The organism is Peribacillus sp. V2I11 (assembly GCF_030817135.1).
Taxonomy (GTDB): Bacteria; Bacillota; Bacilli; order Bacillales; family DSM-1321; genus Peribacillus; species Peribacillus simplex.
The window spans coordinates 5,109,680-5,134,292 of sequence record NZ_JAUSYW010000001.1 but is presented as its reverse complement, the minus strand read 5'-3'; the positions used below and the strand labels follow the sequence as shown (position 1 = coordinate 5,134,292).

Sequence of the window (24,613 nt, the reverse complement as noted above, 5' to 3'; positions counted from 1 at the left end):
TATTAAAATTGAGAAATTGGGTTTTTTTGTTACTCGATAAAAGCACGCTATAATGGAATAACACATTATTTTTATTAGGTGGTTTTGTTGAAGATCATTACTTTTTTTCTTATCGAGTATACTAATCCTTTAATCCCTTTCCATTGAGAATATTCTGCATACATTTTTCAATTCTTGACTCTCGAGTTTTGGATTGTTTGGGTTGAGAAAAATGAAGAATGTATGCTCTTTGCCGTCCCGGTGTCAATGCTTCAAAAGCCGTTTTCAAAGTAGGGAATTCATTAAATTTATTTTGAAGTTCTTCAGGGATTATGAATTCTGTATTATTTTTATAATTCACTTCCAAACCGGCTTTCTCAACTTCAATGGCTTCATGAATATAGGCTTTTAAGATGGTTTCCGTTGCAACTATTTCTTGAACATTGGTGAACCGAATCTGGCGCGCCCCCTGTACGTTCTCCGTTTGTTGGATTAGAATCCCATGGGTATCCTTTAACAAGGCACCTTTGTGAAACAGAAGCGCACAATATTCTTTAAATCCATGTATTAAAACGATGTTTTTCTTCTCAAACGTGTAACAAGGATGCATCCACTTAAAATCTTCGGTCAGCTCACAGTCAAGAACGATATTTCTCAACGTCTCATATTCTTCTTTCCACTTTTTAGCTTTACTTAAAAATTCATCAACCTTAGGATTCATACTATTTGTCATCACGGAACACTCCTCTTTCCGAGCAGTTTGCTTTTCTTATACGTTAGCTAAAAACTAAAAAACAGGTTCAGAGGTTTGATCTTACATTTCCACTAACACTTTTTTAAGTTCTTCGCCCATTTTCGCCCAACCATATTTCGCACCATTGAACGCTTGATCTTCTTTTTCGAATCCTGATTGTTCAAGATGTAAATAGGTTGTTCCATCCTCGTGCTTTAATGTCCATGTGACTGTAGTGTTTATCCCACCACCTATCCAAGTGTAAGATAACTTATAAGGCTCCTCCACTTCAAGAACTTCGGAATCGATAACTAAATTCCACTGTTCATTCCGAAACTGAAATTTATGTCCGACGACAGGTCTAATATCATTAGCCATTACCCACTTCGCAAGAGTATTTGCATCCGTTAAGGCGAGCCATACCTTCTCGATCGGGCTCTTAAAATTAAATTCTTGTGATACTTTTAAATTCATTTTTTGTTCCTCCTGCAATATTTGGTTTAAAAGTAATATTCTTTCACTCCAGAATTTCCTGTAAAACGATACCCAATCCTCAATTTCCCTTAACGGGGCAGCATTCAGCCGATAACGTGTTTCCCTGCCGACCTTTTTGCTGATTACAAGATGAGCCTCTTTAAGGATTGCCAAATGCTTTGAAACCGCAGTACGACCCATAGCAAAATGAATGGTCAACTCATTGAGTGGCAATTCTTCCACGTCCGCCAACAAACGTAGCAATTTACGTCTTGTTGGATCAGCGATGGCTACATAAATATCGCGCTCTTGATTTTGCTCGTTCAAAATCACCCTCCTTTATTGGACACCAATTGGTGTCTTTATTATATGACACCAATTGGTGTCCTGTCAATTTTATTATTGCCATCACGGTATTTGTTTTATTCTCCTATCATCAAGTAAATAGGTTCCTTCTTAATTATTTGTTCAATGATTAAGCTTCAAGCTTATTGAATCCTTTTACAACTAACTCCCTCAATAAACTAAACACAATCTCACGATTGCTATAGAATTCTTAGGATTTCATAGTCATATCATTAACCGTTATCTATGTAAGCTCGGCATTACTCCTCAAGGATAGGGATTTATCGAAAAAAGTGTATGCTAAACTAGCCAATTATAGGAAAAAATTGGTTTGAGCACTGTTATGATCGCACTTTAGGATATCCACATGTCTCATGGAGGTCAACCCTCCCATTGGAGGTTTTTGTTTAACGATCTACCAAACTCAATCAGATTACTCATAAGGCTCAGCCTTTTTTTAAAAAGCGTTTTTACTGGGTCTATTTTGTTGTGTCTTTTTCTGGATTTTGAGCTTTTTTAATTTTCATGGGAGTTGAAGAAGACTTATTGTTAAAGACAGAAGTGCTGTAATTAGCTGCCTATTTGTCTATATTAGAGTAATAATTGGATTAAGCTCGGTAATATGATAAATAACAAGTAGTGGAAGTATTAAATTTGTTTGGGACCCAACGGGTTATTAGTCTTATCACTATACTTAAAAAAGGGAGATGAACAAATGAATACTACCAAAAAGAGCGCATTAATTGTAGGGGTACTGTTTATACTTGCAGCAGTTACAGCAATAATAGGTCTAATTTTATACAAGCCAATCCTAAATGGTCCGGATTATCTGATTAATGGTTCTGAACATGCCAACCAGGTGATACTGGGAGCGCTTATGGAATTAATTCTTGTCGCTTCAGCGATTGGTACTGCAACTACAATGTTTCCAATTTTAAGAAGGTATAATGAGACTATAGCTCTTTGGCATGTTTTCTTCAGGTTTCTTGAAGCGATTGTCATTACTATCGGTGTAATCAGCGTACTGTCCCTGTTGACCTTAAGCCGCGAATTTGTAGCAGCAGGAGCCCCGGATACCGCCTCTTTTCAAACTTCAGGTATAGTATTAAAAGCAATACATGATTGGACTTTTATGCTTGGCCCCCTTTTCATGTTGGGTATAAATACGATGATGTACAGTTATATATTTTATAAATCCAAGCTCGTACCCAGGTTTATACCAATCTTGGGTATGACCGGAGCAACTCTTGTTTTTATTTGTGCCTTGTTAGTAATGTTCGGTGTAATTCAACAAATTTCTGTTTGGGGTGCTATTTTGGCGCTGCCAGTAGCAGCTAATGAAATGATTTTAGCAGTATGGCTCATCGTTAAAGGGTTCAATGGATCTGCGCTCGCTTCCATGTCTGCAATCAAGAAAACGAACGAAATCTGATGGCAACCACCATTTAATCATCTTCTGAACTTAAAGGAAAATCGTTTCTTACCTTTAAAGTTAAAGCTAATTAAATAAAAGACGTTTGGAAGAATTTCTAAACGTCTTTATTTACATCTTTACATACTCTTATGGAACTATCCTTCCCCATTAGTTAAAGTACATTTCTTCACAAATCATGTTTTTACATAAATAACCAATATTGTTAGTTGCTATTTTTGATAATTGGATATGCTCATGTTTCAGCAAAGATCAGAATCCAGAACTGCAGCTTAAAAAATTTCGTGATCTTGGAATTGAGCAACGATATTTTTTTGATAAGCAAAGTGAAAAAGAATTTATCCGGCCTAAAGAGTAGAGATGATGAGGTATCATTCGAGAATGGAAGTATATTACTCGAGATCTGAACGCAGATATTGTGGCAATTGAAAATGAGAAACTTTTTTTTAATAATAGGAAATCCAGAGTTATGGGGTGATCTTGGAAAATTAATAGAGGACCATTTTTTAACTCTGCTTTCATACGTGGCTGAGCAAGGACGTTAAAAAGTATAGGGAACGACAGGCTGAAGGAATGGAAGTGGCAAAGAATAACGGAGTGAGATTCGGACGACGTAAGTATGAAATTAATAGACTTCATTCAAGTATATGATAATGGAAATCAACAATCAGATTTTACAAACCCACAAATAAAAAGATCCAAGATTTTTCATCATATAAAACAGTAAAATACATGAAGGATAATCAAGTTTTGCATTAAAAATTTGGTAAAAATCCCCTAGATTAAATCATGAAAGGGGTTGGTGATGGGGCCATTCCATTAGGTCGACAAACTCACTGAAAAGCGAGTTACCTGCAGTTTTTCTATTTAAGCGGGAAAAGAGCGTCCAGGGGAGACCCCGCAGGCGCAAGAGCGCCGAGGAGGCTCCCGGACTGCCCGCGAAAAGCGAGTGCCCCTACTTTCCAATCATTTTACATACCCTCATTATGTTAGATTATTTTTCTATTTCAATGCTTTTTAACATTTGCCGTAAAGCTCCAAGATGATAAGCCGAGTGGGCAATGGTCGCATTTACATTTATCAGCCATTTTCCTAAATCGATTGTATCGATTTCTGCGAAAAGAGTTACATATTCTTTATGTAATCCCTCCCTGATTTCCGCCCATTTCACCTCATCAACAGTAGTGATGGTCCAGCTTGCGTCCCAATCTTTTTCGAAGTCTGCACCGCTGATCATTGTTCGGATCACCCATAAATAATACCGTATGTGGTCAGAATGAGCAGCAATGGTTGATCCATTTATGGAACGTGAAGCGTCTTCTGCGGTTAAACCATCAAGTGTCCCAAAAATCCCTGTATTCGGTCTTGAATCAGTATAATAGCTCCCTTCATTTCCCGGTCCTTCAAACGTTTCTTTCAAAAGCGTTTTTATTGAACTTCCTAACGTCTCGCTCATCTCAATACCCCCCAAATGTTTTAATCAACTTCATTACTTTATAATACACTAAGACAAATCAATAATCGTTTATATTTTGTTAAATTAATCCAAAAAATATCGGGAGTTTAAAGTATTACTCGATCAACTGGCATAAGATAAGGTTTTCTTTTACTTTCGAGTACATTTCAGAACCTTAAATGGTATTTGACGCTGCTCTTGACGAGATGAAAAAAGTAAAAAAAACTTAAAAAGGCCATTCCTTAAATAAAAAGGAACGGCCTTATATTTTTATAACTTAAAATATGATTCAGTCTGAAAAGTTACAATGCTAAGCCTTAAATTTTTAATAGCTTTTCAAACGCTCTTCAAGGGAAACAATTCTAAACTTTAACTCTTGATTCGAGTCTAAGCCCCCTATTACAATTTGATTATCTTCCGTAATGGTTACATATCTGAAGGTTTCATCACCGTGGATCTTTATTTTTGTATCCAATGTCGTTTCCATTTTTGCAAAAACTTGATCTGTGTATTTAAGCGGAAGAAGATCATCTAATCCTTCTTCTGGGCTGCCTAGCCACTTAAACATGAAATCTTTCAATGAATATTGTTCAATCATCGATAAATGATCTTTAAAAATTAATTTGTCAATTGTTATCTCTTTCAACTTAACCACTCCTCAATAGTATATAAAGTTTATATGGATAAACTCCTAACATCAAGGGTATTACAATGACAAACGATTACAATTTGATTACTTGCTGACTAAATAAACCCTTTCCTTCCGGAAAATGGAGTTTTTTTACCCGTAAAAGAATTTGTAGGTTGATTTTTTTAAAGAAAACGCCTTGGATTAACATAAAGAGGGATTATTTCTCAGGTTTGCACGTATTGATGATATCCTGGAGCATGGATGCTCATTTCAGTCAAAAAACAGCCTTCGTTAACAAATGAAGGCTGTTCAGACTGTAGACAAACTCGATGAAAATCGAGTTTGTCTATTTTTATGGCTTGTACAATTTGGACGTTGATTTCCACTCCAGGCACTCGCTTTCCGCGGGCGGTCGGGGAGCCTCCTCGGCTTTCGCCTGCGGGGTCTCCCCTAGACGCGCTTTTCCCGCAGGAGTCTCGTACCTTCCGTTCCAATCAACTTTGTCTTACCTTTTAGATAGAACACTTTTGCCTGGAGTCATTTTTGTTTTAAAATAGAAGTATTAAAACTTGAGGTGATGAGGATGCTTTCTAAACATGATTCTATTCAGCGAGATCAACTTGAAATGATTACTTTAGATCAACTGGTGCCACCGAACCATTTGGTTCGTAAAATGGAGGCTGCCATTGACTTCACTTTCATTTATGACTTGGTGAAAGATATGTATTCAGAGGTAGGACGCCCAAGTATTGATCCAGTTATTTTAGTTAAACTGACTTTCATTCAATATACCTTCGGTATTCGTTCCATGCGTAAAACGATTGAAGAAGTTGAAACCAATATGGCTTACCGTTGGTTCTTAGGCTATGGTTTCCATGATAAAGTACCTCATTTCTCTACGTTCGGGAAAAATTATGAGCGACGCTTTAAAGATACAGACCTATTTGAACAGATTTTCTATCGCATTTTAATGACAGCTGCTAATAAAAAGTTAATAAGTGCTGAACACGTTTTCGTGGATTCCACACATGTGAAAGCCAGTGCGAATAAACGGAAATTTGAAAAGAAAATCGTTCGTAAAGAAACACGAGCGTATCAAGGACGTCTTCAAGAAGAAATCAATCAAGATCGTGAAAACCATGGAAAAAAGCCTTTTCCACCAGATAAATTTGATAAAGAAGAGACCAAAGAGATTAAAGAAAGTACAACGGATTCTGAGAGTGGCTACTATGTGAAAGATGAACGAACAAAACAGTTTGCCTATTCATTCCACGCGGCCGCAGACCGCAACGGTTTTGTATTGGGAACGATTGTAACACCTGGAAATACACATGACAGTCAGATCTTAGAGCCACTAGTTGAACAAGTGATTGAGAAAGTTGGAAAACCGGAAGCCGTTGCCGCAGATGCAGCTTATAAAACACCAGCGATTACAAGCTACCTATTTAACAAAGAAATCATACCGGCTTTACCTTATACACGTCCTCGCACCAAAGAAGGATTTTTCCGCAAACAGGACTATGTATACGATGAACATTTTGATTGTTACCTTTGCCCTTCGGGCGAAACTTTAAAGTACTCAACAACAAATAAAGAGGGCTATCGCGAGTACAAATCGCCAAAACAAATTTGTACAACATGCTCATTTTTATCTCGGTGTACAGAAAGCAAAGACTGTCAAAAAGTGGTGACACGGCATATCTGGCAAACACATGTGGAAGAAGCAGATCATCTGCGTCATCATCAAGATGTAAAACCTATATATGCAAAACGTAAAGAAACGATTGAGCGTGTATTCGCAGATGCAAAAGAAAAGCATGGTATGCGTTGGACTACTTTAAGGGGACTTAAAAAATTGTCGATGCAGGCGATGCTTACTTTCGCTGCCATTAATTTAAAGAAGATGGCCAATTGGACATGGCGAGGTCCAAAAATGGCCTAACATAGTGGGCTCGTAGAGCCCCAATCTCTTAACTTTAGGCGAAAATTCAAAGGGAATTTCAAAAGGGGTTCAGAATTTTTTAATTCCGAACCCCTTTTGTCTACAAACTGAACAGCCTTCGTTAACAAATGAAGGCTGTTTTTCATATATGGATGTATAAAAAATGGCTGATAAACCCTTAAATTAAACGTTATAATCCCTGGTTTCCTTTAACACCATTTATCGAATAGCTGATTTTAATGTTGGCATTTAATGAATGATATACTGAACAGTACGTATTTTTGGATAATTGTATCGCACGGACCACTTTATCTTCAGGAAGATCACCCTCCAATAAATAGTGGATATGAAAATCGGTAAACCGCTTAGGGTGATTTTCTGATCGTGCCCCTTCTATCTCTATTTGGAAGGCCTTTGTTTCAAATCGCATTTTTTTTAAAATCATTACAATATCAATACCTGTGCATCCGGCAAGAGAATGCAAAAGTAACTCAGTGGGTCTTGCTCCACTATTTTTTCCTCCTACTTCTTCGGCAGCATCCATCTTTATTTCATGTCCCGACGGAGTTGTGCCAGAAAAGGCCATTTCCCCTGTCCATGTAATCATTGTCTTCATTCAATTCCTCCCTTTCTTGTTGTTCTAAAAATAGTCCACATGTCTATTTAATGTAAGTACAGATCATTTAAGTCTTAAAATAATACTCCCTCAATATCGGGGACAGTACGCAAATATACAGAGTACTTGGCTTCAGGATTGTATTATAAGACCCTAACTTGTGATGCACTTTCAATACCTTATATTATTTCCAAAAGCCCTACTTAGTTAGTCGTACTGATTTTTATCTCATGGCCTATATATCCATTTACCATGAAGTTTTATAGTTTCCTTCTCCAGTCAAAGGAGTTTTATAACTATTATTTTCCCCTTCTTGCCAAGTGATATTGCCATTTACATCTTTCATGACGAACTTGAATTCATAGAATCGATCTGCAGCTAAACGGAATGTTCCACTCCAACTGCCTTCAGTGCTTTGAGTGAGTTTATATTCGTAATCTTCAGGATTCCATCTGCCGATTTCTCCTCTATCCCCAATTAAGTAAACTCCCTGTGTGGCAGGTACATTTTCAACTGTAAATGTAACTGGAATCGACTTTCCTTCCAATTTATCAGCCATCATCCTGAACTCGTTTGTTGGATTTCCTTCATCGTCGAATAAATAGGACATCCTTAGCAAGGTAAATCCCTCAAAACCATGGTTAAAAACCATTTCTGCTATATTGTCAAAGCCCCCTTCATTGTTGATCAGCGGGAGTGCGTTTTCCCCGTTTAAGGAAATTCCTTTTTCATTAGCTAAAGAGGCAATATGGGTTACCAACGTTTTAGGTGCGCTATAGGATGGTGCAGTATGTGCGTCTTGATCTCCCATTTCCAAACATGTGAACGTGAGGGCCATATTTGATTTCTTGAATTGATTCAATAATTGGGAGTAGTTATAGTACCCGGCGCTATACTCTGCTGAATGCGGCAGTACTGGATCATTCATTTTCCAATGGACTCCTGAGATTTTAGCTCCAATTGGTACGCCAAAGACTTTATCAAAATGTTTATGGGCAAATTTAGAGATTTTTGCAAGATGCTTTTCGAGTGCTCCTTGATACCACTGCATGAAGTCGTATCCATATTGTGTATCGATTGCTCCACCCCTGGTGAAAAATTCATCCCCGTTTCCTGGCGGCTGAATCTCATTCCAGTTTTTATACGTTTTGCCCCAAGCAGCATTTAATTTTTTTATCGTTGAATATTTTTCTCTCACGGCAAGCCTGAAATCCCGTTTTGCTCCTTCTGTATAAACTTGAAGCTGTCCCCTTTCAGGATATTCCCAGCCATCAGCATTTTGATAGGAGGGGTATCTTAGTTCCCCAGCTGGTCCTGCACTTAGATATATTTTAGCTATTAGATCCTTCTTATCAGCAAAGTTCTCTGCAAAGGATTTATACAATTCGTTGTACTGTTCGGCTGTACCTTCCCACCAAGGAGCAAGTACTTCCTTATTCCAGAAACCACTTTCACTCTTGAATGCCATGTTTTCCGTAGTATCTTTATTCCAGAGCCAACTCGGGATGGGATAGTTACAATCATCCCCCACATTACCTCCGCATTGATGTGTAGACAAAATGGGCACCCATTTTAAACCGGAAGCTTTCACTGTTTCCCCATATTTTTTATAATAGGACCAATCAAACTGATTATCTTTTTTACTCTCGACTAATCCCCACCAGATATCTGTCGTAATTGCATATACTCCATTTTCCTTTAACTGGGTCAGCTCTGCTTCAAATACCTCCCAATCTGTTATTTCACCCAATGGGGCCATCACATAAAGTTTGTAATCTGGTTTTACTTCTGCTAATCCAGGAGAAGTACTTGATAAAGGAACAAAATACAGCATAAATGTAAAAACGCCAACAGATAATTTGTTCATAAAAACGCCAACCTTTCCCCTATTCATTTATAAAAAATTCTAATTGAAATCGTTTACATTCATTTCGTTTAATAAAGTCATTCCTTTACTAGAAATTATATTTGTTTTGGTAATATTTATCAATTTAATTCGTCGGAGGAATTTAGTTCATAGCTACGCAAAGAAAAAATGGATAGTCCTATTAGAGACTATCCAGAGCAGCGGGTTATCTGCATTTTTATAAAACGATATAAACATTACCATCTTCTATTTCAACATTGAATGTCTTTACGCAACCATTATCAGGTTTTTGGACTTCTCCATTCTTGACACTGATTTTCCAGTCATGCATCGGGCAAAAGACGTGATCACCACTCACAATGCCTTCCACCAGAACTCCACCTTTATGTGGGCAACGATTTTCAATAGCCCTGAATTCCCCATTTGCTAAATGAAAAAGAGCAATTTCATAAGAGCCTATAGTAACTGTTTTACCCAGGTTTTTTGGCATCTCATTTACTGTTGAAACCTTTATCTTTTGTAGAGTTTTCCCCATTTAGGCTTCCTCCCTATTCATTTATTTGATATTGCTGGAATTTTCACTTTTTGAAATAAACCGGTCTGGATTGCATTACTCTCAATGATTTCTTTCCATGGTTCTTGCAATACGGATAAGGCCTCATCTAATCGTTGATTAAGATCAATCCTTTTTTGCTTATCACCAATAATCGCCTTAATGGTATCGAACCCTACACGCTCAACCCAGACAGACGTTCTTTCTAAATAATTGGCAGTTTCTCGATAATGTTGGATGTAAGCGCCTGTAATTTCAATTACTTCATCACTTGTTTTCACTTTGCATAATAATTCAGCAGCTTTTAAATGGGTTCCGCCGTTGCCGCCGATATATATTTCCCATGCACCGTCAACACCGACAACACCAAGATCTTTGATCCCGGATTCAGCACAATTACGAGGACATGCCGACACGGCCATCTTAACCTTATGCGGTGTGCCTACACGTTCAAATTTCTTCTCCAGGGCAATGCCCAGCCCAATTGAATCTTGAGTGCCAAAGCGGCAAAAGTTTTCACCGACGCATGTTTTCACAGTTCGAAGGGTTTTTCCATAAGCATATCCAGAAGGCATATCAAGGTCAGCCCATACTTTTGGAAGGTCTTCTTTTTCAACGCCGAACAAATCTATTCTTTGACCGCCTGTAACCTTAAGTAACTTAACATTATACTTATCGGCAACATTTGCTATTTTCCGTAATTGATCAGGATTAGTGACGCCCCCATACATTCTTGGCACAACAGAAAATGTGCCATCCTTTTGAATATTTGCATGTAACCTTTCATTGACATAGCGGGATTCCTTTTCATCTTCATATTCAACAGGATAGATCATGCCTAAGTAATAGTTCAGTGCCGGTTTACACTTCGAGCATCCGTCACTTGTATTCCAGCCGAGAACATTCATGACTTCCCGTGTATGGGTCAGATTTTTTTCGCGTATTTCAGCTACAACCTCATCTCTGGATAAAGTGGTGCACGTGCATATGGATTCCTTTTGGTTTAATTCAGTGAATTCAGCGCCCAATGTCATCTCGAGAATATCAGCGACCAACGGCTTACATCCCCCGCATGATCTCGAAGCATTTGTGCAGCCTTTTACTTCCTCAATGCTTGTTAAACCTTTAGATTCGATAGCCGTCACAATATCGCCCTTGGTTACACCATTACAACCACAGATGATTTCTTCATGTGACATCGAAGTGGCAAGACTAACACTGGGTTCTCCACTCGTTCCAACTTTTAGATATTCTGAAACGTCGGCATTTTTATTGATCATGCTCAAGAGGGTATTGCTTTCCTTTGTATCCCCGAATAATACCGCACCAGAAATTTTCCCATTTCGAATCATTACTTTTTTGTAAGTACCATTCCATTCATTAAATTCCTTGATTGATTTGGCTTTTTCATCCTCGAAGATTTCTCCAGCCGAAAATACATCAACACCAGATACTTTTAACTTAGTAGACAGCACTGAACCCTCGTATGATTTGCCTTCAAGCCCGCAAATCCTTTTGGCTAATACTTTGCCCTGTTCATATAGGGGGGCGACCAAACCATACACCATCTCACGGTGTTCCGCACATTCACCTACCGCATAAATATTCGGTATTCTTGTCTCCATATAATCGTCCACGATAATTCCTCGATTGACAGGGATGCCGCAATTTTGGGCCATTTGAACATTTGGTTTAATCCCAACTGCCATGACCACTAAATCGGCGTTGATTTCCTCGCCATCACTAAAACGTAATCCATTGACATCAATTTCACCTAAAACCTCTTGGGTCTGTTTCCCAAGATGAAAATTCATTCCCTGGCTTTCAAGTTCCCTTTGCAGCATTTTTCCTGCTGTTGGATCTAACTGCCTTTCCATCAAATACTCCGAAAGGTGAATAACATCTACCTGCATACCTAGATTCAAAAGACCCCTGGCTGCTTCAAGACCCAGTAATCCTCCACCAATGACTGCAGCCTTTTTGTTATTTTTCGAATATTCAATCATTTTTTCACAATCTTCAATATTTCGAAAGGCTGTCACTCCTTTTTTATCAGCCCCCTTTATCGGTAGTATGAAAGGGATTGATCCGGTAGCTAAAATTAATTGATCATATTCAACTTCACGATTGGCGTCTGAATATATGATTTTCTTTATGGTGTCGATGTTTGTGACCGTTTCGCCTGAAAAAAGTGTAATATTGTTCTCTTTGTACCAGTTCCAATCATTTATTGTAATATCATCTATCGTCGTAGCCCCTTGCAATACATTCGATAGTTGGATTCGATCATAATTCGGATGTGGCTCACTTCCGATGACAGTCACCTCAAACCTTTCTGGTTGAATTTTCAAAACTTCTTCTATACATCTTACTCCAGCCATACCATTCCCAATGAGTACCAATTTTTGCTTAGCCATGTTTTGTCCTCCACTAAGATTTTTTTGAAAGGATTATATGTATGATTATAGGTGAGGTCACTTTTTATAACAACAACTGTGTTATAAAATCTCACATATTTTTTGAAAATTAATAATTAATGTTAGTTTTCATTACAAATATTCAGAAAATTAGGATATAATATCTTTATTGATCAAGCATAAATCAAAAATGAGGTGATTTTCATCGTCCAGCAAAAAGAATCTTATATAGACAGAAAAGTAATTTCCATAGGAGTGGTCAGAGAATTAACCGGACTATCCGATAGACAAATTCGGTATTATGAAGAAAGAAAACTCGTTTTCCCCGAAAGATCTAAGGGTGGTAACCGTAAATACTCTTTTTCCGACGTCAAGGCATTAGTGGAAATTGCCGATAAAATAGAGGATGGAGTGCAAACCAATGAAATTAGACAGGAAAAATTAAAAGAGAACAAAAAAATTGAACAGGAAAAAATGCGAAAAAAAATGCTGCAGGGCCAATTAAATGCACATTTTGGCTTACGTAATTGATTTTCGCTAAGCAACTGGAATAATTAGCCGATTCAATAAGTACTATAACTGTCCGTATTTCAGACTTCGATTAACCAGATCACAATTTCACCTTGCATTTATAAAATAGCTGATAACCTTATTACACTGGACATGATGACTTTCATGTCCAGTTTTCCATTCTCATTACAGTAAAAGTTTTCTTACTAATCATTCCTCTTCTACGCGAACTCCTTATCTTTTGTCTTCTCTGAAAACCATGATAATTTCTCGGATAACTTCACCACTTCTCCTATTACAATCATGGCGGGATTGGAAACCTGTTCTCTTGTAACGATCGCCACTATTGAATCGATTGTTCCTGTAAAAGTTCGTTGAAAACCTGTCGTTCCTTGTTCTATGACAGCAATAGCAGTTTCAGGCTTCTTTCCGCAAGAGCGTAATTGTTTACAGATATAAGGAAGGTTTTTAATACCCATATAAATAGCAATGGTGTCAACACCATGTGTCAAATGATGCCAGTTGATGTTATCAGGTTTGCCGGTCACGCAGTGTCCTGTGACAATTGCGAAGGAACTCCCCCATTCCCTGTGAGTCACGGGAATTCCTGCATAAGCTGGCGCAGCGATTCCAGATGTGATTCCAGGAACTATTTCAAATTGAATTCCGTGCTTTACTAGCACTTCCGCTTCCTCACCGCCTCGTCCAAAGATGAAAGGATCTCCCCCTTTAAGACGGACGATCGTTTTTCCTTCTATTGACTTACTAATTAACAATTGATGAATGCCCTCTTGAGAGACACAATGCTTACCAGGCGCTTTACCACAATAAATGTATTCAGCTTCAGGTTTACCGAATAAAAGCAATTCACGATTTACCAATCGATCATACAAGATGACATCCGCTTCTGCGATGCATTTGGTTGCCTTGACAGTAATTAAGTCCGGATCACCAGGTCCAGCACCAACAATATAGACCTTACCTTTTTCCATCATTTTTCCCCTTTCGATTATGATTGAACCTAAAAAAATTATGATGAACGGGAGGAAAACCTCCCTTTAATTAGAAGTTAACTCTACTATAGGATGTACTTTTACAGCACTGACTTTAAAGCCAGGCATTTTGCATGTCGGGTCTAAATCCTGTGAAACGAGGTGATTGACATTTTGTGAGTCTGCCCAATGAAAAGGAACGAATATAGTATCATGGCGAATGGTTGCTGACCATTTGCTTCTTACAACAATACTTCCCCTCCTTGATTCGATTTTCACCAAAGTATTGTCTGGAATATGATATTTCTTGGCAGTTTCCGGATGGATTTCCATAAATGATTCAAAATTTCTTGCAGCTAATGATGGGCTTTTTCTCGTTTGTACTCCTGTTAAATAATGTGACATGATTCTTCCTGTTGTTAAATAAAGCGGAAAATCCGTACATGGCTGTTCTTTTGGAACAAGAGGTACATTATTAACCACAACCATGGCAGCCTTTCCATCCGGGTGGGCAAAAGACGTTTCGAATAATCTTTTTGTCCCTTTATGGCCAATGGATGGGCATGGCCACAAAATGCCTCCTTCTTTTCTTAATCGATCATACGTTATACCATAATAATCAGCGGTTCCCCCGCGACTTGCCACTCTTAATTCTTCAAAAATTTCATTTGCAGATTGAAAGGGAAAATGCTCCCCTTTTCCAAGAGCTTTTGCTATATCACAAATGATTTGCCAATCATGCTTCACTTCCCCAGGTGATGAAAAACTTGCTTCCCGCAACGTTACCCGTCCTTCTAAATTTGTCATCGTTCCTTCATCCTCTAAATAAGACGAAGTAGGTAAAATTAAATCAGCCAATCTGGCAGTTTCAGAAACGAACATATCTACTGCGACAAGAAACTTTAATTTTTTCAAAGCCTTTTTGACAAAGTTAGCATTGGGATTTGAAACAATTGGATTGGAACACATTAAAAACATGCCGGTAATTTCACCTTCATTTATCTTCTCTATCATTTCGTATGCTGAGACACCTTTACGTGGCAAATCAACCTCATCGATTCCCCATATTCTAGCAATATGTAATCTGTGTTCCTCATTTTCAATCATACGATACCCCGGCAGCTGGTCTGCCTTTTGGCCATGCTCTCTTGCTCCCTGCCCATTCCCCTGTCCAGTAATAGCACCATAGCCCGAATTCACTTTTCCGATTTTCCCTGTAACAATAAGAATATTAAGAAAATTACGGACGGCAGCCGAACCATCTGTTTGCTGCTCAACGCCCCTTGCTGTAAAAATCATTCCTGATTCTTCTTTCCCGAACATTGCAGCCGCTTTTTGAATTTGGTCGCTAGGAACCCCTGTCATTTCTGCAATTTCTTCCAACTTTAAAGATGTAACATACTCTTTAACTTCGTTGTAGCCATTTGCACGTTCCCGGATAAATGCTTCATCAGTAAAACCCTCTTCAATGATCACTTTCAATAATCCGTTTGCCAAGGCGGCATCCATCCCTGGTTTTACTTTTAGATGTAAATCGGCCATTTTCGTTGTTGCTGTTTCTCGTGGATCTACAGCAATAATAAATGCCCCATTTTGTTTCGCTTTCTCAAAGTACGGCATGATTGTCGGCTGGCATTCCGCAATATTCGTGCCCGCCAAGATAATGCACTTTGTGAACGGAACTTCTGATAGGCTGTTGGTTAGGCCCCTGTCCATACCAAATGTTTGGCTTGCCGCAGAAGCTGCTGCGGACATGCACAAACGGCCATTATAATCTATATACTTTGTTTTTAAAGCTACTCTTGCAAATTTCCCAAGCAAATATGCTTCTTCATTTGAAATGGATGCACTCCCATAAACAGATAATGCATTTACACCATCTTCCTCTTGAATCTTAGTGAAATTCTCCTTAATGTGATTTAATGCTTCCTCCCAAGATATGCGAATAAATTCACCATTTTTTTTAAATAATGGATATTTAATTCGGTCCTTATGCAAGGCATGTTGGTGTGCATTCATTCCTTTAATGCATAAGCGACCCTCTGAGGTTGGATTATCTTTTCCGATCGTCAAATACTTTTTTCTTGTTACTATTGTTTGTTCCAACAGTTGCATCTTACATTGCATGCTGCAAAATGGACATTGTGTATCATATCGTTTTTCTGATTGAACCTCCTGTTGCTTCGTGCGGAAATACTTTAATAATAATTCAGTCAAGGCTCCTCACCCTTTACTCATGGATTTCTTTGGATTTTTTCATGATATAAACATTTATCCGTTTATCTAAGTCGTTCATCAAAAGGTATTTTCCACTTAGTTCATTTTCTGACTTACGCCATTTCCAATCGTTGAGATAGTTGCTGACTAAGTTCATTATCAAACAATACTTCTCTAACATGAATTAAACCCACTCGTTCAATCCATTGCCAAGTCCGTTCTAAATAATTAGCTGTTTCTCGATAATATTGAATAAAACCGATGATGATTTCAATTGCCTCTTCATTTGTCCCGGCTATACATAACAGCTCACCGGCACGTACATTACGCCCGCTGCTTCCGCCCACATATATTTCCCAGCCCCTGTCAATGCCCATAACACCTATATCTTTCGTTGTTGATCCTGCACCGTTATGCATACAAGCAGATATGCCCATCTTTATACGGTAAGGTGATGATACATGCTCCAATCTTTTTTCCAAATCAACAGCAAGTAAAAGGGATTGCTGTTTATCACAAGAGCAAACATGTTCACCGATACATGTTTTGACGTTTTGAACGGCGTTACCATATTTCGAACTTAACGGCATGTCTAAATCTGCCCACACATCTGGGAGATCTTCTTTTTTTACACCCATTAAATGAATCCTTTGTTCACTTGTTACCGCCACCTGAGATATATCATATTTATCAGCAACATATGCAATTTTCCGCAAGTCTTTCGCATTCGTCATCCCGCCGTACATTTGCGGGATAACAGAGTATCGGTTATCACTTTGAACTGTTGCATTCTTTTTTTCGTTTATGAAAAGAGTTTGCTGTCTGATCTCGTACTCTGGATGAATCATCCCTAAATAATAGCTAAGGGCTGGCCGGCATGTTGAACAACCGCCGCTATTTCCCCATTCAAGAACATCCATCGCTTCTTGAACAGATGTTAAGTCCTGGAGCTGCATTTTATACACGACTTCATCTTCCGTTAATGTCGTACATGAACACAATGCCTTTTGTTTCTTAGCCTGATCAGAATGATTACTTTGAATATATGCCATAAGCTCGGTCACTGCCGGCTTACATCCACCGCAAGAACCGGAAGCCTTTGTGCATTGTTTAACTTGTTCCACAGTTGTTAATCCCTTATTTTGAACCGCTTCAATGATTGCCCCTTTTGAAACAGCATTACAATTGCAAATGATTTCATGATTTGCCATGGAAGCGATTAATCCCTCAGCCGCACTTGGTGAGTGGAACAGTGAACGCTTTTCCTCTGACGATACTTCTTGTCTCTTTATAATCATATCGAGTAATCGTGAACTGACCTTTGTATCTCCATACAGAACCGCACCTATGATTTTTCTTCCTTGAAAGACCACCTTTTTATATACACCATCTAATTCATCAAAAGTTGTGATTGATTTCGTTGTTTCATCTCCAAGGAAATCACCAACAGAGAATAACTCAACTCCTGATATTTTCAACTGGGTCGAAAGGACCGATCCTTGGTATCCGTTACATTTCATCCCACAAATATGCTTTGCCAGCACTTCACCCTGTTCATAGAGGGGTTTCACCAGTCCATAAACAATCCCTTGATGTTCAGCACATTCACCAACGGCATAAATATTTGGGATGCTGGTTTCTAAATAGTCGTTTACAATAATGGCACGATTCATAACAATTCCGCTTTCTTTGGCCAACTGAATATTCGGTCTGACTCCCGCAGCCATAACTACTAAATCTGTTTCCAGCTCCGTTCCATCTTTAAAACGGACTCGCTCTACACGCTCGTTACCGATTATCTCCTGTGTTTCCTTTTTTAAAAGAAAGTTCATTCCCTGGTTTTCCAACTCTTTTTGCAGCAAAAGTGATGCCGTTGAATCAAGCTGCCTTTCCATTAAATGGTCAGCAATATGAACGACATTCACTTCCATACCGAGGTTTAACAGCCCTCTCGCTGCTTCTAAACCTAATAAACCGCCTCCAATCACGACTGCTTTTTTATGCTTGCGTGAAATTTCAATCATCTTTTGGCAATCTTCAATCGTTCGAAATGCAATAACTCCTTCTTTATCAACACCGGTAACAGGAAGAATAAACGGGATAGAACCTGTTGCAATTATCAGCTTATCGTAGTAAACTTCCCGTTCTTTGTCTGTTTTTATCTTCCGAGTCTCTTTATCGATTTTTACAACCGTTTCCCCTGTAAACAATTGGATATCATTCTTCGTATACCAGTTTCGATCATTTATCGCAATATCATCAAACGAAGTGCTGCCTTGAAGCACAGTCGACAATAAGATTCGGTTATAGTTAACGTGTGGCTCACTTCCGAAAATAGTAATCTCAAAGGCAGTCGGATCCTTACTTATAATTGACTCAACACAGCGTAATCCCGCCATTCCGTTCCCTACTAAGACCAGTTTTTGTTTATACATTTTATCCCCCCGAAACAAGTACTGTCACAAACCAATATCACTAGTAAACAAAGTTCTAGATCTTAACTGAATTCTTTCCGAGTACCCACGTTTTTCTCCATGAAAGCTGAGCTAGGCCCAGGATAAGCAACGCCATGATTCCAACTGCGGAAAATACTAAAAATCCAGTAGCATATGTCCCAGTAATCTGTTTCAACGTTCCTAGTATGTTTGGAACCAAGAATCCGCCAACACCTCCGGCAGCTCCTACAATCCCTGTGATAAAACCAATTTCTTTAGAAAATCGCTGTGGAACTAACTGAAAGACAGCCCCGTTGCCCATACCGAGAAATAGCATTCCGATGAACAGCAGGATCGTAACGACAGTAAGAGAATAAAGAAAACTAATCCCAAACATACATAATGTGAGTCCAAAAAATAAAAACATTAGCAGTTTAACTCCACCTATTTTATCGGCAAGAAACCCTCCGACGGGACGAAAGAAACTTCCGGCGATGACACATAATGTAACAAATTCCCCTGCCCTTATTCGTGATAACCCATACTCATCAACAAAAAAGATGCTTAAAAAGCTAGTAAACCCGACAAAGCCCCCAAAAGTCACACTGTAAAGAATACAGAAATACCAAGTGTCCTTTATTTTAAATACGTTGAAATATTCCTTGAGTGGTTTTGCGGGCGGTTGAGATGGTGCGTCTTTTGCGATTAAAATATAAATGACAAACACGATGGTTAATGGAATCAAAGCTAATCCCATAACATTATGCCAGCCAAGAGACTCTGCAATACGCGGTCCAAACAATGTCGCAAATAGAGTTCCGCTGTTACCTGCTCCCGCAATGCCCATCGCAAGACCCTGCAAATGCGGGGGATACCAGCGACTAGCCATAGGAAGTGCCGCAGCAAAACTTGCACCTGCCACTCCGAGCAAAATCCCAATTAAATAAAGCTCGGCTAAACTTTCTCCGAATAACCATCCCCAAAAAAGCGGAATCATCGTAACAAGCATTCCCCCGATCGCTGTTTTCCGCGGGCCGATGCGATCAGTCAAAAAACCAAGAACGATTCGAAAAAATGAGCCTCCCAAAATCGGTATAGCTACAATCAACCCTTTTTCAGCTGGGGAAAGTCCGAAATCCTTTGTAATATAGACACCGAGTGCACCTAATAATACCCAAATCATAAAACTGATATCAAAATAAAGGAATGAAGCTAATAATGACGGAGCATGACCGCTTTTTTTCAATTCAGATATTTTCATTTTTCATCTCTCCTATACTTTATTAATTGAATATTCGTTTATTTTACTCTTATAAATGCAAGATTTCTTTGTTTATGTAAGAAAACATTACACACTTTTTTGTAAGTTATTAAATGTGAATACTTTAAAAGTAGTTATTGGTCGAAATTTAATAATTTCATTTCCTTTTTCATATATAAATTGAATGTTATTGTGGTTTACTTAGGTGATGTAATGTTAAACTTTTCAGTTATGGCAGGTGATATGCCAAAAGACATTCCAACAAGCTTTTTCGTAATATTCTCCATACAAAAAAAAGAGAAGCCTAATGCTTAAGCTTCTCTTTGCTACAAACTCTACATTATTAAATAAATGGTTTTCATAACATGTATACTAGGAATCAATAAGCCAGGCACCGAAAATAGTCCTTATGAATGCTCTTTCCACTGAAGAAAACGAGTCTGCCTACGGTTTCTTTCTATAAAGAACGTTCCAGTGTTTTCAGAAATCCGTTCCGTTCCTTTTCGCCGACTGTTTCCCATGTGGAATCTCGGCAAGCCCTTTATTCGGCAGGAGTTTCGCAAATTACGAATAACCTCTCATTAAGGATTTGCATTCTTAATGAGAGCTCATTCTTTTATTTTCCTCAAATGATGACTGCATCTTCATTAGAGGCGGGTTCCTACCACCGCACGAAACAAGGACCCCCTTCATATGATGTGTTATGAGCGGCATGAGATATTTAATAATCTGATCCGGGGAAAGGTTGGGTGCAATAACATGAGGCAATATCCATTTCATAACATCCCATTTCAAAATCTTCAGAAAAAAGACATGTCATTTGAAGAGGTATTCGTTCATATTGTTGAGTTCATGAAATTAAATCCTTCCGGTAACTATCGATTAATGGTCGGTACAGATTCGCAAGTACATAAAAAACATACGGTTTTCATTACAGGCATCGTGATACGTCAGGTCGGAAATGGTGTATGGGGTTGTATAAGAAAATTGATGATTCCTAGAAGGATGCTGCATTTACATGAACGAATTTCCCAAGAATTGTCGTTAACAGAGGAGATCGTATCCATGTTTACGGAAGAAAGAAAAAATAAGTTAATCGATATTGTCCTCCCTGCGGTATATCAAGGGGCAACGTTCACAATGGAAGGGCACATTGATATCGGGATTGGAAAGCGGAACAAAACCAGTGAGTTTGTAAAAGAAATGGTAGCCAGAATGGAATCCATGGGCGTGGAACCGAAAATTAAACCCAATGCTTTCGTTGCTTCAAGTTATGCCAACCGGTATACAAAGCAAGAGTAAATGTCCCCAAAACATGTAATTTTTTAAATTTGATGAAAATATATATTTTAGAACAATATGAGTAGGAAATTTTCAGACTGCAAAGCGGTACATACAATTCATATGGTACTTTGTTCGAAAAACAGCAAAAAACCGGCCTCAGACCGAGACCGGCTTCAACATTAAAAGATATAAGCCGCCATTGCCGTATTCAGTAAGAAAGTTTTAAACCACCACTCCTCAAAGTGGGTGTTTGCAGAAAAAATCCTGTTGTCCAAGTCAGTGACGAGGCATAACATTCCTGTTTCAATATAAAACTCCCTATTACAGCTTAAAGGTTAAAACTTTATTATCATTACGAACAGTGCAGCTTGTATTGTTATAATACCTGAATTCCTCATATGTTACAATGTTAATAATCACCATATAAATCGCCTATGGCAGTGGAAGGGAGTGGACGCCGTATTATCCCTTTATAAAAGCATTCGTATGAATCAAACTATTGATCAAAATAACCGGTAAAATCCCCTTGGTCCTTATTTTGCAGATATAATACCGTTTCTTTGTCAGAAATAGTAGGCAGTCCGAAATTTTGTTCATACCTCTCAATTCCTTTACCTGTAATGATAATCCAATCCCCTTCCTTTCCAGCTTGTAACGCCTCCTGTATAGCAAGTGTCCTATCTGGAATAACCTTCCCATTTCCAGCAGAGTAATCGCTTTGCAGTTTATTTAGTGACGATTCCATCCCCTCAATTCCCTCCGAATTCAGATCATCCATCGTCAAAATCGAAACATCACTATGTTCCGATGATACTTTAACCATTTCAGCCCTTTTGGTTGTATCTCGTCCACCTCGGAAACCAAAGATATGATAAATCTTTCTGGCCCCGCATTCTTTAGCAGTTTGAAGCATGTGATGAATGGCATCCGCAGTATGTGCATAATCGATGACTATTGTCGGTCCAAATTCTTTCTTATATATTTCGAACCTTCCTGGTACACCGGAAAATTGTTTCAGTGAAGTGACAATTTCCTCTTTTGAAATTGGAAACATCCTCGCTACGGAATACGCAGCTGTTGCGTTATATAAATTATGAAGTCCAGGTAAAGGTAACTCAATTTTCACAAAGTCATGATTCTCATTCAATAAAATAAAGGGGTTTGTTGCAGCATTATAATTGGTGATGGTTAAATCGCAACGATTGGATTTTCCAAATACAAAGGCACTCACATTTTTCTCCCCTAAGTATTCTTGTAGTTTTTCTCCCCAGAAATCATCCCCATTAATAATCGCAAGTCCATTTGGTTTCAATTTTTCAAAAAGCAGTAATTTAGCCAGAAAATAATCCTCCATCGTACCGTGGAAGTCGAGATGGTCATGATGCAAATTCGTGAAGACACAAAAATCAAATTCAATCCCTTCTAGACGATATTGAGCTAATCCATGTGAAGACACTTCCATTATGACAACCATGTCCTCACTGGCTGCCAGCAAGGAATTCAACTCCACGCTACCTGGAGTCGTATTATGGGAATCGACTTTGTTTCCATTGATAATATGCTGTATCGTGCCAATGACGGAACAGGTTACCCCATTCTCTTCTAATATTCGCTGAAGCATATAGCTTGTTGTGGTTTTACCATTTGTACCCGTAATTCCTATCATTATTTTTTTATTGCTGGGATCTCCATAAAACCTTTTGGCGATTAGCCCTAATGCTTTACGGCTGTTTTCCACTCGTATATAAGGAACTTCCAATCCCTTTATATCGCGATCGCCAATCACGGCCGCTGCCCCTAAACGAATTGCATCTTTAATGTAATTATGGCCATCGGACTTATATCCGGTTACGGCAACAAAAAGGTATCCCTTTTTTATTTCTTTAGAGTTATCGGTTACACCTGTGATGGCTATATGTTCAATATCCTTCGGCAAATTCCGGTTTATTGCTTCATTCAATATGTCTTTAAGGATCATTAACATTTCTCCTTTTTCATTTAAGCTATTCACCTAACTCTTGAAAATGAAATGCATAAGTATCAACAAGCCATTTTTAGTATTTACCAGTACACTAAAAAAATTGTCAATCCAGAATTTGTATAACAGTCAGAGGAAATCAAGTAGGAGGAGGAGCCTAGCCTCCGACCTCTCACACCACCGTACATACCGTTCGGTATTCGGCGGTTCAGTTTAAGTCTGACGTAGTTTTGTATATCGTTCATATAGATTTACTAACCCATGATGGAACCAATAAACATTATTAAGGGTTTTGTCTAGAATAGGACTATGTGCCAATAGCCCTTTCTGCTATTTCCCCATTCATAGGCTTTTCCAAATGGGACGACTAATCCTTTGAGTTTCCTACCCTCGTTCTTGGCAGTTTCCATTGCTTCCATAGGCACATCCTGAGTTTTCTTCGAATCCATGAATCTAAATTCTTCAATACGTTCGGAGTATCAATGAGGGCGAAATACCCCATCCAACCTCTAAGGTATTGCTTTAACTTATTTATTCGGAGTTTCATGGGTATCGGTAATTTTCTCGAGGTCATTTCCCTGATTCGTTTCTTTACTCTCTTCACCGTTTGTTTAGCCAGTAGAACCTTCGGGTTCTTCTTTGACTTCGTGAAACTAAAACCGAGAAACGTTCTGTTCCAAGGGCGATCATACTTCGACCTCTCGTAGTTGACCTTTAGCTTCAGTTTATTTTCAATGAAGCTTGAGATATTTCCCATTGCACATTTGGCGGCTTTTCGTGTCTTCACCAAGATAGTACTGTCATCCGCATACCTTACGAATCGAAGATTGCGTTTCTCTAGTTCTTATCTAAGTCGTCTAACGTGATATTAGATAATAAAGGACTTAACGGACCTCCTCACTTTTATGAAAAAGTCCGCCTATCATAATGCCTGCTTGAAGGAATTTTCGAATCAGTTTGAGAACTCGTTTATCTTCAATTTTCCGCTCTAACATTCCCATGAGCTTGTCATGATTCACTTTATCGAAGAACTTCTCCAAGTCCATATCCACTACCCATGTATAACCTTCGGTTATATAGGACTTTGCCTTTCGAACCGCCTGGGACCCTTGTTTGTTAGGGCGAAATCCATAGCTATTCTCCGAAAAGGTTAAGTCATATATCTTGGTCAATATTTGGGCAATGGCTTGTTGAATGAAACGGTCTAGAACGGTTGGAATACCCAATAGCCGAACTCCGCCGTTTGGTTTCGGGATTTCGATACGACGGACGGGCTGCGGTTGATAGGTACCCTGTAAAAGGGCAGTTTTCATGTTGTACCATTCGGTTACGAGGTGCGGTCTCAGGTTTTGAACCGGCATTCCATCTACACCATGGCTTCCCTTATTTCTTTCTACACGCTTCAATGCCTGTATTAAGTTTTCCCTCTCTAGTATCTGTTCCATTAACATCGTTGATATCCTTTCTACGTGGATAAATGGTCTATTTGTG

17 protein-coding genes, 1 other RNA gene and 2 pseudogenes are annotated in these 24,613 nt (G+C 38.6%); 4 read left to right on the top strand and 16 right to left on the bottom strand.

The window, feature by feature from the left end; genetic code table 11:
- Window positions 1-121 precede the first annotated feature (121 nt).
- The 3 genes and pseudogenes from QFZ73_RS25020 to QFZ73_RS25010 all read right to left on the bottom strand — a co-directional run.
- Window positions 122-712: a YdeI/OmpD-associated family protein gene (locus QFZ73_RS25020; RefSeq protein ID WP_307272010.1), complete on the bottom strand. Its 591-nt coding sequence runs from the start codon at window positions 710-712 to the stop codon at window positions 122-124.
- An 81-nt stretch (window positions 713-793) separates the two neighbouring features.
- Window positions 794-1,186, bottom strand: coding sequence for an SRPBCC family protein (locus tag QFZ73_RS25015; RefSeq protein WP_251434856.1), 393 nt, complete (start codon window positions 1,184-1,186; stop codon window positions 794-796).
- Window positions 1,187-1,279: 93 nt separating this feature from the next.
- Window positions 1,280-1,519, bottom strand: a pseudogene (locus QFZ73_RS25010) (ArsR/SmtB family transcription factor); the annotation flags it as partial.
- A 727-nt stretch (window positions 1,520-2,246) separates the two neighbouring features.
- Here QFZ73_RS25010 and QFZ73_RS25005 point away from each other — a divergent pair.
- Entirely contained in the window at window positions 2,247-2,963 is a 717-nt protein-coding gene (locus tag QFZ73_RS25005) for a DUF4386 domain-containing protein (RefSeq protein ID WP_307272007.1), read from the top strand.
- A gap of 994 nt (window positions 2,964-3,957) precedes the next feature.
- Here QFZ73_RS25005 and QFZ73_RS24995 read toward each other — a convergent pair.
- The gene (locus QFZ73_RS24995) at window positions 3,958-4,419 is read right to left on the bottom strand and encodes a hypothetical protein (protein WP_307272005.1); all 462 of its coding nucleotides are present in this window, start codon (window positions 4,417-4,419) and stop codon (window positions 3,958-3,960) included.
- Between the two features lie 325 nt (window positions 4,420-4,744).
- Complete coding sequence (locus QFZ73_RS24990; RefSeq protein ID WP_251434797.1) at window positions 4,745-5,065, bottom strand: hypothetical protein; 321 nt, start codon at window positions 5,063-5,065, stop codon at window positions 4,745-4,747.
- Between the two features lie 568 nt (window positions 5,066-5,633).
- On the opposite strand from QFZ73_RS24990, the gene QFZ73_RS24985 reads away from it, so the two are divergent.
- The gene (locus QFZ73_RS24985; protein WP_307262410.1) at window positions 5,634-6,992 is read left to right on the top strand and encodes an IS1182 family transposase; all 1,359 of its coding nucleotides are present in this window, start codon (window positions 5,634-5,636) and stop codon (window positions 6,990-6,992) included.
- A 190-nt stretch (window positions 6,993-7,182) separates the two neighbouring features.
- Here QFZ73_RS24985 and QFZ73_RS24980 read toward each other — a convergent pair whose 3' ends face one another.
- The 4 genes from QFZ73_RS24980 to nirB (QFZ73_RS24965) all read right to left on the bottom strand — a co-directional run bounded on the left by QFZ73_RS24980 (window position 7,183) and on the right by nirB (QFZ73_RS24965) (window position 12,445).
- A complete protein-coding gene (locus tag QFZ73_RS24980) occupies window positions 7,183-7,608 on the bottom strand; it encodes an OsmC family protein (protein WP_251434799.1) in 426 nt (141 codons plus the stop codon).
- 247 nt (window positions 7,609-7,855) lie between these two features.
- Window positions 7,856-9,475 carry a family 14 glycosylhydrolase gene (locus QFZ73_RS24975; protein WP_307271998.1) on the bottom strand — a complete coding sequence of 540 codons (1,620 nt, stop codon included), beginning with the start codon at window positions 9,473-9,475 and terminating at the stop codon, window positions 7,856-7,858.
- A 217-nt stretch (window positions 9,476-9,692) separates the two neighbouring features.
- Window positions 9,693-10,010 carry a nitrite reductase small subunit NirD gene (nirD, locus tag QFZ73_RS24970; RefSeq protein ID WP_144476429.1) on the bottom strand — a complete coding sequence of 106 codons (318 nt, stop codon included), beginning with the start codon at window positions 10,008-10,010 and terminating at the stop codon, window positions 9,693-9,695.
- A 17-nt stretch (window positions 10,011-10,027) separates the two neighbouring features.
- Window positions 10,028-12,445 (bottom strand): nitrite reductase large subunit NirB, encoded by a 2,418-nt coding sequence (gene nirB / locus QFZ73_RS24965; RefSeq protein WP_307271989.1) that lies wholly within the window; start codon window positions 12,443-12,445, stop codon window positions 10,028-10,030.
- A gap of 204 nt (window positions 12,446-12,649) precedes the next feature.
- On the opposite strand from nirB (QFZ73_RS24965), the gene QFZ73_RS24960 reads away from it, so the two are divergent.
- The gene (locus tag QFZ73_RS24960; RefSeq protein WP_251434859.1) at window positions 12,650-12,976 is read left to right on the top strand and encodes a MerR family transcriptional regulator; all 327 of its coding nucleotides are present in this window, start codon (window positions 12,650-12,652) and stop codon (window positions 12,974-12,976) included.
- 200 nt (window positions 12,977-13,176) lie between these two features.
- Here QFZ73_RS24960 and cobA read toward each other — a convergent pair whose 3' ends face one another.
- From cobA to QFZ73_RS24940, 4 genes are all read right to left on the bottom strand, one after another.
- The gene (cobA, locus tag QFZ73_RS24955; RefSeq protein WP_373458970.1) at window positions 13,177-13,947 is read right to left on the bottom strand and encodes a uroporphyrinogen-III C-methyltransferase; all 771 of its coding nucleotides are present in this window, start codon (window positions 13,945-13,947) and stop codon (window positions 13,177-13,179) included.
- A 66-nt stretch (window positions 13,948-14,013) separates the two neighbouring features.
- The gene (gene nasC / locus QFZ73_RS24950; RefSeq protein WP_307271983.1) at window positions 14,014-16,164 is read right to left on the bottom strand and encodes an assimilatory nitrate reductase catalytic subunit NasC; all 2,151 of its coding nucleotides are present in this window, start codon (window positions 16,162-16,164) and stop codon (window positions 14,014-14,016) included.
- A gap of 113 nt (window positions 16,165-16,277) precedes the next feature.
- The gene (gene nirB, locus QFZ73_RS24945; protein WP_307271979.1) at window positions 16,278-18,599 is read right to left on the bottom strand and encodes a nitrite reductase large subunit NirB; all 2,322 of its coding nucleotides are present in this window, start codon (window positions 18,597-18,599) and stop codon (window positions 16,278-16,280) included.
- 55 nt (window positions 18,600-18,654) lie between these two features.
- Window positions 18,655-19,860 carry a nitrate/nitrite transporter gene (locus QFZ73_RS24940; protein ID WP_307271975.1) on the bottom strand — a complete coding sequence of 402 codons (1,206 nt, stop codon included), beginning with the start codon at window positions 19,858-19,860 and terminating at the stop codon, window positions 18,655-18,657.
- Between the two features lie 759 nt (window positions 19,861-20,619).
- Between QFZ73_RS24940 and QFZ73_RS24935 the strand changes: the two genes are divergently transcribed.
- Window positions 20,620-21,162: a ribonuclease H-like YkuK family protein gene (locus tag QFZ73_RS24935; RefSeq protein ID WP_251434816.1), complete on the top strand. Its 543-nt coding sequence runs from the start codon at window positions 20,620-20,622 to the stop codon at window positions 21,160-21,162.
- Between the two features lie 168 nt (window positions 21,163-21,330).
- On the opposite strand, the gene ssrS is transcribed toward QFZ73_RS24935, so the two are convergent.
- The 3 genes and pseudogenes from ssrS to ltrA all read right to left on the bottom strand — a co-directional run bounded on the left by ssrS (window position 21,331) and on the right by ltrA (window position 24,573).
- A non-coding RNA gene (gene ssrS / locus QFZ73_RS24930) (6S RNA) lies at window positions 21,331-21,517 on the bottom strand.
- A 123-nt stretch (window positions 21,518-21,640) separates the two neighbouring features.
- The gene (locus QFZ73_RS24925; protein ID WP_307271971.1) at window positions 21,641-23,122 is read right to left on the bottom strand and encodes a UDP-N-acetylmuramoyl-L-alanyl-D-glutamate--2,6-diaminopimelate ligase; all 1,482 of its coding nucleotides are present in this window, start codon (window positions 23,120-23,122) and stop codon (window positions 21,641-21,643) included.
- A gap of 213 nt (window positions 23,123-23,335) precedes the next feature.
- A pseudogene (ltrA, locus tag QFZ73_RS24920) lies at window positions 23,336-24,573 on the bottom strand (group II intron reverse transcriptase/maturase).
- Window positions 24,574-24,613 lie beyond the last annotated feature (40 nt).

What these genes read in the sequence shown, in the direction of transcription:
- QFZ73_RS24980 (WP_251434799.1), bottom strand. Translation starts at nt 7,608, where the DNA reads ATGAAGACAATGATTACATGGACAGGGGAAATGGCCTTTTCTGGCACA.
- nirB (WP_307271989.1), bottom strand. Translation starts at nt 12,445, where the DNA reads ATGGCTAAGCAAAAATTGGTACTCATTGGGAATGGTATGGCTGGAGTA.
- QFZ73_RS24985 (WP_307262410.1), top strand. Translation starts at nt 5,634, where the DNA reads ATGCTTTCTAAACATGATTCTATTCAGCGAGATCAACTTGAAATGATT.
- nirB (WP_307271979.1), bottom strand. Translation starts at nt 18,599, where the DNA reads ATGTATAAACAAAAACTGGTCTTAGTAGGGAACGGAATGGCGGGATTA.
- nirD (WP_144476429.1), bottom strand. Translation starts at nt 10,010, where the DNA reads ATGGGGAAAACTCTACAAAAGATAAAGGTTTCAACAGTAAATGAGATG.
- QFZ73_RS24935 (WP_251434816.1), top strand. Translation starts at nt 20,620, where the DNA reads ATGAGGCAATATCCATTTCATAACATCCCATTTCAAAATCTTCAGAAA.
- QFZ73_RS25015 (WP_251434856.1), bottom strand. Translation starts at nt 1,186, where the DNA reads ATGAATTTAAAAGTATCACAAGAATTTAATTTTAAGAGCCCGATCGAG.
- QFZ73_RS24940 (WP_307271975.1), bottom strand. Translation starts at nt 19,860, where the DNA reads ATGAAAATATCTGAATTGAAAAAAAGCGGTCATGCTCCGTCATTATTA.
- QFZ73_RS24925 (WP_307271971.1), bottom strand. Translation starts at nt 23,122, where the DNA reads ATGATCCTTAAAGACATATTGAATGAAGCAATAAACCGGAATTTGCCG.
- QFZ73_RS25020 (WP_307272010.1), bottom strand. Translation starts at nt 712, where the DNA reads ATGACAAATAGTATGAATCCTAAGGTTGATGAATTTTTAAGTAAAGCT.
- QFZ73_RS25005 (WP_307272007.1), top strand. Translation starts at nt 2,247, where the DNA reads ATGAATACTACCAAAAAGAGCGCATTAATTGTAGGGGTACTGTTTATA.
- QFZ73_RS24975 (WP_307271998.1), bottom strand. Translation starts at nt 9,475, where the DNA reads ATGAACAAATTATCTGTTGGCGTTTTTACATTTATGCTGTATTTTGTT.
- QFZ73_RS24995 (WP_307272005.1), bottom strand. Translation starts at nt 4,419, where the DNA reads ATGAGCGAGACGTTAGGAAGTTCAATAAAAACGCTTTTGAAAGAAACG.
- cobA (WP_373458970.1), bottom strand. Translation starts at nt 13,947, where the DNA reads ATGGAAAAAGGTAAGGTCTATATTGTTGGTGCTGGACCTGGTGATCCG.